We start from the raw sequence: 12,615 nt of genomic DNA, 5'->3' as shown, positions 1-12,615 counted from the left end.
TTCGGCGCTAGTCGTCTGCTTCGTCCGGAGGAACCCCGACGACGACACCCTCTGCCTCCGCCAGTTGCGCTTCCTCGGCGTCCGGGTCCTCGGCCAGCAGGACCCGGGTCGCGCTGTTGATGAACGCCACCGTGGGCACCGCGAGCAGAGCGCCGACAATGCCGGCCAGCACACCGCCGCCCGCGATGGCCAACACCACCGCCAGCGGGTGGATCGACACCGCGCGCCCCATCACCAGTGGTTGCAGCACATGGCCTTCCAGCTGCTGCACCGCGATGATCAGCCCCAGCGTGATCAGGGCGTAGACGAATCCCTTGGCCAGCAGCGCCACCACCACCGCCAGGAATCCGGCGACGACGGCACCGACCAGCGGGATGAAGGCACCCATGAACACCAGCGAGGCCAGCGGCAGCGCCAGTGGGATACCCATGATCGCCAAGCCGGTACCGATGCCGAGCGCGTCGACCAGGGCCACCAGGAACGTCGCTCGCATGTAGCCGCCCAACGAGTGGAAGCCGGCCCGCCCGGCGTCACGAACCCGCTCACGCACATGGGTCGGAAACACCTTGGTGACGAACGCGAAGATGTTGCGGCCGCCCTGGAGCAGGAAGATCAGCGTGAACAGCACCAAGAGCGCGCCGGTGAGAAGTTCGGTGAGGGTGCCCGCGGTGGACAACGCCCCGGTGGTGAGCTTCTCCTGGTTGCGTTGCAGCGCCTCGATCGCGGTGTTGCCGGCCTGGTCGATCTGCTCCTTGCTCAGCTGCAGCGGGCCGTTGATCAGCCAGTTGCGCAGCCCGTCGATGCTTCGGGTCACCTGCTCCACGAGTTGTGGTGCGCCCTCGATGAATTGGGAGATGACGAAGCTCAGGATGCCGCCCACCACAGCGAAGCTCGCGAGCAGAACCAGCGCAACGGCGGCGCCGCGCGGGGCACCGCGGCGGTCCATGAAGTCGACGGCGGGCAGCAGCAACGCCGCGACCATGGTGGCCAGCGCCACCGGCACCACGATCACCTCAAGGTGTTTGATGAGCCACAGCAGTGCCACGACGGCCGCGAATATGACGAGCAGCCGCCATGACCAGGCCGCAACCTTGCGGACGAACGGCGTAACGGCCTCATCAGCAACAGGATCCAGTGCCATCTCGGTAGCGTAATGCGGCGCGCCCAGCAACCGGCGATGTCGACACGACCTGCGCGGTTACCCTGTAGGGCGTGTCACAGGACGCGCCGGCCGACACGGCCCGGGCCCGGGCCGGCTCAACGCGCGGCAAGTACTGGTGGGCCCGATGGGTGGTCATCGCACTCGCGGTCACGGTTCTCGCCGTCGAAGTGACCCTGGTCTGGGACCAGCTCGCGAAGGCATGGCGCAGCCTGCTGACCGCAAATGGATGGTGGGTGCTTGCGGCGGTGGGCGCAGCGATGGCCTCGATGCACAGCTTCGCCCAGATCCAGCGGACCCTGCTGCGCTCGGCGGGTGTGCCCGTCAAGCAGTGGCGGTCGGAGGCCGCGTTCTACGCCGGTAACGCACTGTCGACCACCATGCCCGGCGGCCCGGTGCTCTCGGCGACGTTCGTATACCGCCAACAACGCATCTGGGGTGCCTCACCACTGGTGGCCTCGTGGCAGCTGGTGATGTCGGGCGTGCTGCAGGTCGTGGGCCTGGCACTGCTCGGCCTCGGTGGAGCACTCCTGCTCGGCGCCAGCAAGAACCCGCTGTCACTGATCTTCTCGCTCGGCGCGTTCCTCGCGATCATCTTGCTGGCCCAGGCCGTGGCCACCAGACCCGAGCTGATCGACGGCATCGGGGCCAAGGTGCTGTCGTGGGTTAATTCGTTGCGCGGCAAGCCTTCAGACGCCGGGCTGACCAAATGGCGCGAGATCCTGCAGCAGTTGGAGTCCGTCAACCTGGGCCGACGGGACCTCGCGGTGGCGTTCAGTTGGTCGATGTTCAACTGGATCGCCGACGTGGCCTGCCTGGCGTTCGCCTGCTACGCCGCGGGCGGTCACCCGTCACTGGCCGGCGTCACCGTCGCCTACGCCGCGGCCCGGGCGGTGGGCTCGATCCCGTTGATGCCGGGCGGTCTACTGGTGGTGGAGGCCGTCCTCGTGCCCGGGCTGGTCTCCTCCGGACTGACGCTGGCCTCTGCCATCTCCGCGATGCTCATCTACCGGCTGGTCAGCTGGATCTTCATCTCCACGATCGGCTGGGTGGTGTTCTTCTTCATGTTCCGCACCGAGAAGGACATCGACCCCGACGTGAACACGGACACGGCAACCGACTCTTCAAAACCCGAATCCGAATGCTAGGAGACGTCTATGCGAGTCCGGTACCCGATCGCAGTACTCGTCCTGACTTTGGCCGGGTGCTCGTCGGCGCAGACTCCCCAGTCGGAGTCCACCACAACCACCACCCCGCCGCCGGCTGTCACACCGGTAGTGGGATCAGTTCTGGCAGAACCGGTTCCGGTTGCGGCCACCGACGGCCGCACCCACCTGGCCTACGAGCTGATGTTGACCAACACCTCGCCGGCCAATGTCACCCTCAACTCGCTGAGCGCCACCACGGCCGACCGCAAACTACTCACCCTGTCCGGGGACAGCCTCAAGTACTGGACCAGGGCCGTGGGTAATTCCGCCGTCGGAACCAACGTGCTCGGCCCCGGCCAGAGCGCCTACGTGTGGCTGGACGTCGTCGCCGACGATCCGACGCAGGTGCCGGGAGAACTCAACCACGAACTCGGGATCACCATGGCCAAGCCGATGCCGCCACTGGTCCCGCCGACCCTGACCGAGTCGGTGGCGCCGGTGGCGGTGCAGACCCGAAAGCCGGTATCCATCGTCCCGCCGCTGACCGGCGAGAACTGGTTGGACGCCAACAGTTGCTGCGATATGACGCCGCACCGCATGGCGCTGAATCCGATCAACGGAAAAGTCTGGGCTGCAGAACGATTCGCGATCGACTATGTGCAGCTCGGCGCCGATGGGCGGCTGTTCACCGGGGATCGGGCCAAGGTCGCGAGCTACCCGTATTTCGGCTCCGAGATCCACGCGGTGGCCGACGGACCGGTGGTCGCGGTGCTCGACGGACTGAACGAGCAGGTCCCCGGTGTCACGCCGAGCGGCCTCACCTTGCAGCAGTACGGCGGCAACCACATCGTGCAGGACATCGGGGACGGCAACTACGCCTTCTACGCCCACCTGCAACCGAACAGCCTCAAGGTCAAGCCCGGAGACAAACTCAGCGCCGGGCAGGTCATCGGCGCCTTGGGCAACTCCGGCAACTCCGATGCACCGCACCTGCACTTCCATGTGATGGACGGGCCGGATCCGTTGGCGTCCAATGGCTTACCATTTACCTTCAAATCGTTCCGGCTCGATTCGCGGCTGACCTCGCTGGCCGCCGCCGATGCGCTCTTCGACGGCAAGCCGGCCGCACGGCAACCGGGCTTCGCCGAGCGCGACCAAACCGACGTCAGCCCACTGGTACTGGATGTGATGACCTATGCGACGAGCTAGCGCACTAGCCCTCCTCACCGACCTCATCTGCGTCGTCGTGTTCTGCACGATCGGACGGCGCAGCCACGCCGAGGGCCTCACGGTGGCCGGCGTGGCCGAGACAGCGTGGCCGTTTCTGACCGGGACCCTGGTGGGTTGGCTGCTTTCCCGCGGCTGGCAGCGTCCGACGTCGTTGGCGCCCACCGGCATCGTGGTGTGGATCAGCACGGTGGTGGTCGGCATGGTGCTGCGCAAACTGACCTCGGCCGGCGTGGCCGTCAGCTTCATCGTCGTCGCCTCCCTGACAACCGCGCTGCTGCTGTTGGGCTGGCGCGCGGTGGCCATGGCCGGGGATCGAATCCGGAATCACTGACAGCTTCCGGCGACAGCTTCCCATCTCCGGATGAGGCGGCGGCAGGCCTGGACGAGCTCAGCGGGTCTCACCTCGGTGAGGTCGGTATCGAAGGTGGCGAGAATTCCCGCCACACCAGCCCAGGACCAAGCGCCGACGGTCAGTCGACAATGCTCCGCATCGAGGTGCTCGACGACCGATCCTCCGGGCGCAAAGCGCGCGACCGTTTCGGTGGGCAGGTTGAGTCGAGCTGTTCCCGTGCACTCCCATCTGGCCGGGGTATCCCCTCTGTCGTGGCTGGTCATGACAAACTGCGCGACGTCCCCGCCGGGCAGATCTCTCGGTGTGAACGGGATGCCGGTCGGTGGGTGCAGATGCAGACGGTCGAGGCGATGTACGCGCCACGCGCCTCCTGCCGGATCACGGCCGACCAGGTACCAGCGGGCGGCCCAGACCACCAGGTGGTGGGGTTCGATGCGGCGGGCCGGGGCGAAATCGGCATCGGCCGGGTCCGCGCGGGTGCCGTCGGATCTGAGCGTCTCGGCGACGAGCAGGTGGCGGTTCCGGACTGCGCTGCCCACCGCCCTCAGCGCCTCGGTGTCAATCGGGGGCGCGGCGAACTCCCAGTAGTTCTGCACGCTGGTCAGCTGCAGCGACTCCATGGCAGCGCGCAACCTGGCAGGCACGATCTGCTTGAGAGTCTCCAGAGCCCGGGCGGCGTCGTCTCCGAGCCCGAAAACGGTGCCGGGGGCGGTCTGTAACGCCACCGCGACCGCGAGGGCCTGACCGTCATCGAACAACTGCGGCGGCAGCGCGTGACCGGCGCCCAGCTGATACCCACCCTCCGGGCCGTGCACAGTCGCGATCGGATAGTCGAGCAGGCGCAATGTCTCGATGTCGCGCCTGACCGTACGTTCGCTCACGCCGAGCCGGGAGGCGAGTTCACCCAGCGGCCAACGACGCCGGGTCGCGAGCAATGAGAGCAGACGCAGCGTTCGCCGTGAGGTATCGGCCATCGTCACATCATGCTGCCCCGGTCGTGGCCATTTGGTGTCCACTACTGGTGACACTGTCGCGGGATGCGCATCGTGGTTGTCGGAGGCGGGATCGGTGGGCTGGCGCTGGCCGCCGGACTGCGTCGGAACGGGTTCGCCGTGAAGGTCTTCGAACGTGACATCGACGTGGCGGCGACCGGCGGTTATCACATCACGCTCGACAGTCGGGCCCAGGACGCGTTGCGGAAACTGGTCGCGCCCAACGTATTCGAACGACTGTTGACATCGGCTTCGGCTCTGCGACTGCGGGAGCGCGACGTGTTCTGGGACCGGCGCGGCCGGCTACTGGGGCGAGGGCCGGATCTGAGCGAGAGCCGAAGCGTGGACATCGACCGCATCACCCTGAGAACGCTCCTGGCCGAAGCGGTAGGCGCCGACCTTGTGTTGGGGCGGACCGTCTCCGGCGTCGGCCGCACCGACGACGGCCACCCACTGGTCGAGTTCTCCGACGGTTCGACAGTCGGGTGCGACGTACTGGTAGGCGCGGACGGCACCCACTCACTGGTTGCCCGTCACCTGGCCGGCAGCCAGACGAACGAACCGGCCGGCATCATCGGCTTCTCGGGGCGAACCGCCGCCGGCGACCTCAATCCGCTTGAGCGGCAACGGTTCGGACCGCGATCAGCCTTCGCCATCGGTCCTCGGGGCGCGGCGCTGTATGTCGGTTTTCTCGACCCGGTGGGCAACGCCGTACTCGAGGCAAAGGAACCCCGCGCGGCGTTGACTACCGGGCCCACCTATATCTGGGGTGCGATGTTCACCGAATCCGCAACCACCGATGCCCTGCGCGAACTACGCGGCGCCCACCTGCAGACTGCGCTGCTGGACGGCTTCCGGGGCAACGGGTGGAGCATGCGCCCACTCGAGATCATTGCCAAATCCGATCCCGGCAGCATCGCCGCATTCCGGTTCAACGCGGCGTCGTCGCGGGCCGCCGACCTCGCGCCGTGGCCGGCCGGTCCCATCACCGCCCTCGGCGATGCTGTGCACGCGACCCCGCCGACCGCCGGGATGGGGGCCGGCGCCGCCATTCGCGACGCGGCGAGCCTGGTTGCACACATGTGTGAGTTCGCCGCCGGTGATCTTTCCCTCGCCGTCGCCATCAGCCGGTTCGAGGCAGACATGCGGATTCGCGGCAGCGAGGTGTTGACCATGGCCATGAAGACCGTCCGCCTCATCCGGGCCACGGATACCCGGCTCGGAGCACCCGTCGCGGCGGCGGCCGCCCCCGTACTTGCCGCCGTCAACCGGCTCACGCACAGACGCTGAAGCCGCTCGCCGGAGTCAGTCGATTTGATCGGGCTCTGCCGACGAGATCGCTACCGTCAAGGTGGCCCGCAGGCCGCCGAGCGGCCCGTCGGACAACGTGATCTCACCGCCGTGCAATTGAGCCTGCTGGGCGACCAGGGCCAGGCCGAGCCCGGATCCGCCCGCCATCGCGGTGCTGCCCCGGCGGAACCGGCCCAGTACGGTCTCGTGCTCCTCGACCGGTAGTCCACGCCCGTTGTCATCGACGATGATGATGAGGTGCCCGTCGCCGCGGTGGGCGGTCAGGGTGATCCGGGTCGCCTCGCCATGGACGATCGCGTTACGCACCAGGTTGTCCACCGCGATACGCAGCCCACCGGGCCAGCCCATCACCAGGCCGATGTCGTCGGCCACGTGCACGTCGATCTGGATATGCTCGCTCCCCCGGGCGTTCTCCCTGACCACCCGGTCGAGCAGATCGGCGATGTCGATCAATTCGCGGTCCTCGGCCTGGGCCAGTTGCCCCGACGCGAGTTGACCCAGCGCGGTGATGATGGCCTCGACCCGGCGTTGCGCCCTGGACAGGTCGGCCACCACTTCGTCGCGCTCGGATTCCGGCAGGCTGTGAATGCGCAGCGTGTCCAGGTCGGCGCGCATCGCGGTGAGCGGCGTGCGCAGCTCATGCGCGGCGTTGGCGGCGAAATCCTGAGCGGCCTGAAGGGAATTGGTGGTGGCACGCTGCGCGGCGGCCAAGCGGGTGAGCATGCCTGACATGGCCTCCGACAAGTCCTCGGCCTCCCGCACGCCGCGCACCTTCGGCATCGTGTCGGTGCCGCTGTCCAGCTTCGAGGTGTGCTCGGTGAGCTTGCGCAGCGGCCGGATGGCCGGCCCGGCGAGTAGCCACCCCAGCCCGCCTGCCACCAGCACGGTGGCCACACCGAATCCGGTGTACAGCGGAATCCTGTTGGGGCTCAGCAAGATACTGTCCGCGCGGATGCCGATGGACATCAGTACCCCGCCGTGCTGGTCCACATGGACGGTGCGCACCCGGTAGTCGACTCCGTTGACCTGGACGGTCTCGGTGCCCGGCGGCAGCGCCGGCAACTGGAAACCCCGCTGGAACACCACCTGCCCCGTCGACCGCGACCGGCCGGTGGTCAGCACCCCGCGCGTGGGATCCTGCAGATGCTCGGGGTTGATGCTGGCGTCGACGATCGAATCGAGCCTGCGGTCCAACTGCGCGGAATCGTTGTTGGCCAGCACCACCGAGGTCAGGATGGTGAACAACGCCACCACGGCGGCGGCCGCCAGCGCCGCGGCCACCGCGACCCTGGTACGCAGTGACGCCGAGCGGATCAGGCTGAAAAGCCTCACCTGACTCCGGTTCTCATGGCGTCCTCACGCGTCTTCCCGCAGCACGTACCCGATCCCGCGAACGGTATGGATGACGCGCGGCACGTCAGGCCCTTCGAGCTTGCGCCGCAGGTACGAGATGAAGACGTCGGCCACGTTGGTGTCGACGTCGAAGTCGTATCCCCAGACCAACTCGAGGAGCCGCTGCCGGGACAGCACCACACCGGTGTTCTCCGCCAGCACGGCCAGCAGGTCGAACTCGCGCTTGGTCAGGTCGACGCGTTCCCCGCCGACGAACACCAGTCGGCGGGCGGTGTCGATGGTCAACGGCCCGACGGTCATCGTGTCCGACGGCCGCTCGGCATGGCTGGCCCGGCGCAGCAGTGCGTTGAGCCGGGCCACGAGCTCGCCGAGGTCGAACGGCTTCGTCAGGTAATCGTCCGCGCCGGCTTCCAGTCCCGCGATGCGGTCGTTGACCGTGTCGCGGGCCGAGAGCACGCAGATCGGGATCTCATTGCCCAATGCCCGCAGCGCGGTGACCACGGCGACACCGTCGAGTTCCGGCATCTGGACGTCGAGAACGAGCGCGTCGTGCGACTCGTTCGACAACAGGCGCAGTGCCTCCTTGCCGGACGCCGCGACCCGGACGTCGAACCCCGAATGCCGCAGTCCGCGGGCAACCGAAGTACGCACATCCGGGTCGTCGTCGACCATCAGCACTGTGCGATTCGCACTCTCGGGCGTCACGTGTCCTTCACCGCTGGCGGGGGTTACTTCCACCCGCACTCGGTTACGGGATGGCCGGAGCCGGAGCTTCGCCGCAGCGGTTCTTCAGGTCTACCAGGGGCTGGCGGATACCGGTCAGCTCGGCCTTCGTCTGGGGGTTCGCTTCCAGGTAGTCGTGAACCTTGGTCTTGACCTCTTCGCGCGGCAGGCCTTCGAGGCTGGTGAAGAAATTGTTCACATCGGGATGGGTGAACAGGTACGCAGAGGTTGATGCCGATACACCCGAAGCCACGCCGGCCAGATCGGCCGCGGTGCAGTTGGGGGGATTGTTCGCCGGGTCGGCAAGCGCCGACGGGATGGCGCCGAACAGCATCGCACCGGCTACGGCGCCGGCGCCGGCCACGCCAGCTACCACGCGCCGCGCATTTCGGGCCGAGAGCAACATGGTCAAGCTCCTTCATCGGATGGGGAAGGCCGTAACCCCAAACGGTTATCGGCTCAGGAAAGCTAAGCAGAATCCGGGACGACTTTCCTGCCTTGCGCGCAAACCGACGTGTCGGCTGGTGAACCCGCAGTTCAGCGGTATCACCGTCGACGACGCGACGGCGGCTGATCTAGCGGGTCGAGGCCGTCGCGGGTCCGGGAAGCGGACCGGCGCCCGACGTCACCGCCGAGGCCGGCGACGACTGCGCAGGCACCGCGACGCTGGGCACCCCGACGTTCTGCGCCGAGGGCAGCCCGGCCGGCAAACCACCGGCAGCCGTCCCGCCGCCCTGTTCGGTGGCCTGCATGAGTCCCATCAGTTGCGGCAGGCTGACCGGCAACTTGCAGCGCGTTCCCAGGTTCGCCAGCGGCTGCTGCAACCGCTGGATGTCCTTGGCGGCCTGCGGGTTGGCGTCGAAGTAGGTCTTGAGGGCGGCGATCGACTGGGGTCCGCCCTGCTGCTGACTGATCGCGGTCAGGGCCTGGTTGGTCTGCGGATGCGTGTCCAGATAGTTGCCGATGTTGGTGGCCACACCACCCGCGGTGCGGGCGACCTCACTGGCCGCGCACGGATCGGTCGCAGCGGTGGCGGACGGGACCATGAGCGCGGCCACCATTGCACCGCCGGCCCCCGTCACCGCGAGGGCGACAGCCAGACTGCGGCGCAATCCACCGTTGGTCGGTTGCATGGGGTACTCCTTCAGCGTGGGCCCCGGCGCACACGTCAGCCGGGGTCGTCCTTGGCTATGTCGCCGGGCTGAGAGATTTCGTTAGCACTGCCGCGCCGACGACACCGGCGCAACGCTACGGATATCAGCTGTGAGATGTCTCAGCGCGATCTCAGAACCACAAGAGAGCGGGCCACATTACACCGGTGGAGGTACGCTCTCGCTGGTACGAGCCAGGACACGCCCAGCCATGTTGGGGGGGAGAAAGCGGGGACCTCGCATCCAGCAGTTCATGATGCGCTTGAGCAGCTATCTGCGCAGATTCCGCTGGGCGGTTTTCGCGACATGGTTGTTGCTTCTGGTGCCCTCGATCTACCTCGCGATCAACCAGTCGTCCAATCTGACCGGCGGCGGGTTCGACGTCGAAGGTTCACAGTCGCTCCACGTCCAGCTGCAGCTCGAGGACCATTTCCCGGACCAGGGCGCGTCCCCGCTTGCCCTGATCGCAGCTCCCCGCGCCGACGCCTCGTTCCAAGACATGAACGCCGCGGTCGTGTGGCTGGAGAAGGTCGCGGGCCAGGTCCCCAGCGTCAAGATCGTGCCGAATCCGCAACAGCCTGCCCCGCAGCCGGACCGGCCCTACGTCATCACACTGCAACTGGACTTCAACAACACCGGCGCGGTGGATGTGGCCAAGCAGCTCCGCCAGAAGGTCGGTGTGCACGGCGAAGAGCCGGGCGAGAGCGAGAACGGCAAGGTCAAGTTCTACGTCATCGGGCAGGGCGCACTCGGTGCGGCCGCCACCCAGGCCACCAAGCACGACATCGCCGCGGCCGAGAAGTGGAACCTGCCGATCGTGTTGATCGTGCTGCTGGCGGTGTTCGGCTCGCTGGCCGCCGCGGCGCTGCCGCTCGTGCTCGGCATCTGCACCGTGGTGGTGACCATGGGCCTGGTCTATCTGCTGTCGATGTACACGCAGATGAGCGTGTTCGTCACCTCGACGGTGTCGATGTTCGGCATCGCCCTGGCCATCGACTACTCCCTGTTCATCCTGATGCGGTACCGCGAGGAGCTGCGGGCGGGCCGTGATCCGGCCGATGCGGTCGACGCGGCGATGGCCACGTCCGGCTTGGCGGTGGCCCTGTCCGGCCTCACCGTCATCGCCTCCGTCACCGGCATCTACATCATCGACACCCCGGTGCTGGTGTCGATGGCCACCGGCGCGATCCTGGCCGTGGCGGTCGCGGTGCTGACCTCCACCACCCTGACCCCGGCGGTGCTGGCGACGTTCGGCCAGGCGGCGGCCAAGCGCTCGTCGTACCTGCACTGGTCCCGCCGCGCCGAGGCGACCCAGTCGCGGTTCTGGACCCGATGGACGGGCGCGGTGATGCGCCGGCCGTGGGCTTCGGCCGTTGCCGCGACGATCCTGTTGTTGATTCTGGCGGCACCGGCGTTCGGCATGGTGCTGGGCAACAGCATGCAGCGCCAGTTCGAGCCCACCCACGAGATCCGCGGCGGGGTCAACGCCGCGGCCGACGCGTTGGGTCCCGGAGCACTCGGGCCGGTGCGGGTGCTGGTGACCTTCCCGGAAGGCAACGCCGACAGCCCCAAGGCCACCGCCGCACTCGACGCGGTACGCCAGGAGATGACCCGGGCACCCCAGGTGCAGACCGTGCAGCCACCGGTGTTCGCCGACAACAACACCAGCGCGCTGCTCTCGGCGGTGTTGTCGGTGGACCCCGAGGATCTGGCCGCGCGCGAGTCCATCGACTGGATGCGGGACAAACTGCCGCAGGCCGCGGGCCCGAACGCCCGGGTCGACGTGGGTGGTCCGACCGCACTGATCAAGGACTTCGACGATCGGGTTTCCAGCACCCAGCCGCTGGTGTTCCTGTTCGTCGCGTTGATCGCCTTCGTGATGCTGCTGGTGTCGATCCGATCGGTGTTCTTGGCACTCAAGGGTGTGCTGATGACGGTGCTGTCGGTGGCCGCGGCCTACGGCAGCCTGGTTGTCGTCTTCCAGTGGGGCTGGTTCGAGGGGCTGGGCTTCGAGAAGATCAGCTCGCTCGACAGCACCGTTCCGCCGCTCGTCCTGGCGATGACCTTCGGTCTGTCGATGGACTACGAGATCTTTCTGCTCACCCGGATTCGGGAGCGGTTCCTGCAGACCAACAGCACCCGTGACGCGGTTGCCTACGGCGTCAGCACGAGCGCGCGCACCATCACCAGCGCCGCGCTGATCATGATCGCGGTGTTCATCGGCTTCGCTTTTGCCGGCATGCCGTTGGTGGCGCAGCTCGGTGTGGCGTGTGCGGTGGCCATCGCGGTCGACGCGACCGTGGTCCGGCTGATCCTGGTGCCCGCCCTGATGGCCATGTTCGACGAGTGGAACTGGTGGCTGCCGCACTGGCTGGATCGGCTGCTGCCCGAGGTCGATTTCGAGAAGCCGTTGCCCAAGGTCGAGGTCACCGATCTGGTGATCATTCCCGACGACATCTCCGCGTTGGGGCCGAGCGGATCTGATCTACGCATGATGGTGCGGACCGCCGCACGAATGAAAACTCTTGCTCCGCAAACGATCATCGTCACCGACCCGCTGGCCTTCAGCGGTTGCGGCAAACCGTCCTCCCGGCTGGCGGCCCGGCGGCCCGGCGGCCCGAAGCGATGCCCCGGGGTGCATCCGGTGACGATGTGGCGCGGCAGGCTTTCGGTGGCCGTGGACGCCCTGGAGACCGAGGCCGACGCAGATCGCGCACCGATGGAACGACTCGGCCCGGTGGAGACCACCAATGTGCAACTGCCGACCGGCGACCGGCTGCAGATCCCGACAGGCGCGGAAACGCTGCGGCTGAAAAGTTATCTGATCATGTGCCGTAACAGCGCCAAAGACTTTGAAGAGTTTGCTGATCTCGTCGAATCGGTGGAAACCGAGACCGCTGCTCTGGTGTTGTCGGGCATGGACCGGTATTACTGTGGGCAGAACCCGAAGAGCAGATGGGTGGCCACGCAGCTGGTGCGCCGGCTGGCCGACCCGCAGCCGTCCGATGAACACGACGTCGTGTTGTCGGACCCGGATGCAGCTGCCGAATGGGAGAAGGTCAGGCAGCGCTGCCTGTCAGTTGCGGTAGCGATGCTGGAGGAGGCGAAGTGACGTTGGCCCCCGACGTCCGGGAACCGAGGGATGCGCGGATCGCGCGCCGCGAAGAGATTCAGCCGGTTCAATCGTCTGCTCGAC

General features: G+C 67.3%; 11 protein-coding genes. 5 read left to right on the top strand and 6 right to left on the bottom strand.

Annotated features, from left to right (window positions below):
• Positions 1-7: 7 nt before the first annotated feature.
• Positions 8-1,141, bottom strand: coding sequence for an AI-2E family transporter (locus tag EYZ64_RS01230; RefSeq protein WP_135451518.1), 1,134 nt, complete (start codon positions 1,139-1,141; stop codon positions 8-10).
• A 71-nt stretch (positions 1,142-1,212) separates the two neighbouring features.
• Here EYZ64_RS01230 and EYZ64_RS01225 point away from each other — a divergent pair, with 71 nt between their 5' ends.
• Genes EYZ64_RS01225 through EYZ64_RS01215 form a run of 3 tightly spaced genes read left to right on the top strand, consistent with a single transcriptional unit; the run spans position 1,213 to position 3,868 of the window.
• On the top strand, positions 1,213-2,307 hold the full coding sequence (locus EYZ64_RS01225) for a lysylphosphatidylglycerol synthase transmembrane domain-containing protein (protein WP_135451517.1): 1,095 nt from the start codon (positions 1,213-1,215) through the stop codon (positions 2,305-2,307).
• 9 nt (positions 2,308-2,316) lie between these two features.
• On the top strand, positions 2,317-3,516 hold the full coding sequence (locus EYZ64_RS01220; protein WP_135451516.1) for a M23 family metallopeptidase: 1,200 nt from the start codon (positions 2,317-2,319) through the stop codon (positions 3,514-3,516).
• Positions 3,503-3,868 carry a DUF3054 domain-containing protein gene (locus tag EYZ64_RS01215; protein ID WP_135451515.1) on the top strand — a complete coding sequence of 122 codons (366 nt, stop codon included), beginning with the start codon at positions 3,503-3,505 and terminating at the stop codon, positions 3,866-3,868. The genes EYZ64_RS01220 and EYZ64_RS01215 overlap by 14 nt, the downstream gene beginning before the upstream one ends.
• Here the strand turns inward: EYZ64_RS01215 and EYZ64_RS01210 are convergent.
• On the bottom strand, positions 3,862-4,863 hold the full coding sequence (locus EYZ64_RS01210) for a helix-turn-helix transcriptional regulator (protein WP_135451514.1): 1,002 nt from the start codon (positions 4,861-4,863) through the stop codon (positions 3,862-3,864). The genes EYZ64_RS01215 and EYZ64_RS01210 overlap by 7 nt on opposite strands.
• Before the next feature lie 63 nt (positions 4,864-4,926).
• On the opposite strand from EYZ64_RS01210, the gene EYZ64_RS01205 reads away from it, so the two are divergent.
• Positions 4,927-6,171: an FAD-dependent oxidoreductase gene (locus EYZ64_RS01205; RefSeq protein WP_135451513.1), complete on the top strand. Its 1,245-nt coding sequence runs from the start codon at positions 4,927-4,929 to the stop codon at positions 6,169-6,171.
• Between the two features lie 15 nt (positions 6,172-6,186).
• Here EYZ64_RS01205 and EYZ64_RS01200 read toward each other — a convergent pair whose 3' ends face one another.
• From EYZ64_RS01200 to EYZ64_RS01185, 4 genes are all read right to left on the bottom strand, one after another.
• The gene (locus tag EYZ64_RS01200; RefSeq protein WP_135451512.1) at positions 6,187-7,524 is read right to left on the bottom strand and encodes a HAMP domain-containing sensor histidine kinase; all 1,338 of its coding nucleotides are present in this window, start codon (positions 7,522-7,524) and stop codon (positions 6,187-6,189) included.
• A 24-nt stretch (positions 7,525-7,548) separates the two neighbouring features.
• Positions 7,549-8,217, bottom strand: coding sequence for a response regulator transcription factor (locus EYZ64_RS01195; RefSeq protein WP_167858061.1), 669 nt, complete (start codon positions 8,215-8,217; stop codon positions 7,549-7,551).
• A gap of 76 nt (positions 8,218-8,293) precedes the next feature.
• Positions 8,294-8,674: a heme-binding protein gene (locus EYZ64_RS01190; protein ID WP_167857664.1), complete on the bottom strand. Its 381-nt coding sequence runs from the start codon at positions 8,672-8,674 to the stop codon at positions 8,294-8,296.
• A gap of 169 nt (positions 8,675-8,843) precedes the next feature.
• Positions 8,844-9,401 carry a hemophore gene (locus EYZ64_RS01185; RefSeq protein WP_135451510.1) on the bottom strand — a complete coding sequence of 186 codons (558 nt, stop codon included), beginning with the start codon at positions 9,399-9,401 and terminating at the stop codon, positions 8,844-8,846.
• 271 nt (positions 9,402-9,672) lie between these two features.
• Between EYZ64_RS01185 and EYZ64_RS01180 the strand changes: the two genes are divergently transcribed.
• Positions 9,673-12,531, top strand: coding sequence for an MMPL family transporter (locus EYZ64_RS01180; RefSeq protein ID WP_135451509.1), 2,859 nt, complete (start codon positions 9,673-9,675; stop codon positions 12,529-12,531).
• The last annotated feature ends 84 nt before the right edge of the window (positions 12,532-12,615 follow it).

The organism is Mycobacterium sp. DL99, from assembly GCF_004762045.1.
Classification (GTDB): domain Bacteria; phylum Actinomycetota; class Actinomycetes; order Mycobacteriales; family Mycobacteriaceae; genus Mycobacterium.
The sequence above is the reverse complement of the archived record's forward strand: the minus strand, read 5'-3'. Positions and strand labels throughout refer to the sequence as shown.

Coding starts and splice junctions, on each gene's coding strand:
- EYZ64_RS01230 (WP_135451518.1), bottom strand. CDS start 1,141: ATGGCACTGGATCCTGTTGCTGATGAGGCCGTTACGCCGTTCGTCCGC.
- EYZ64_RS01220 (WP_135451516.1), top strand. CDS start 2,317: ATGCGAGTCCGGTACCCGATCGCAGTACTCGTCCTGACTTTGGCCGGG.
- EYZ64_RS01215 (WP_135451515.1), top strand. CDS start 3,503: ATGCGACGAGCTAGCGCACTAGCCCTCCTCACCGACCTCATCTGCGTC.
- EYZ64_RS01210 (WP_135451514.1), bottom strand. CDS start 4,863: ATGGCCGATACCTCACGGCGAACGCTGCGTCTGCTCTCATTGCTCGCG.
- EYZ64_RS01205 (WP_135451513.1), top strand. CDS start 4,927: ATGCGCATCGTGGTTGTCGGAGGCGGGATCGGTGGGCTGGCGCTGGCC.
- EYZ64_RS01195 (WP_167858061.1), bottom strand. CDS start 8,217: ATGGTCGACGACGACCCGGATGTGCGTACTTCGGTTGCCCGCGGACTG.
- EYZ64_RS01190 (WP_167857664.1), bottom strand. CDS start 8,674: ATGTTGCTCTCGGCCCGAAATGCGCGGCGCGTGGTAGCTGGCGTGGCC.
- EYZ64_RS01185 (WP_135451510.1), bottom strand. CDS start 9,401: ATGCAACCGACCAACGGTGGATTGCGCCGCAGTCTGGCTGTCGCCCTC.
- EYZ64_RS01180 (WP_135451509.1), top strand. CDS start 9,673: ATGATGCGCTTGAGCAGCTATCTGCGCAGATTCCGCTGGGCGGTTTTC.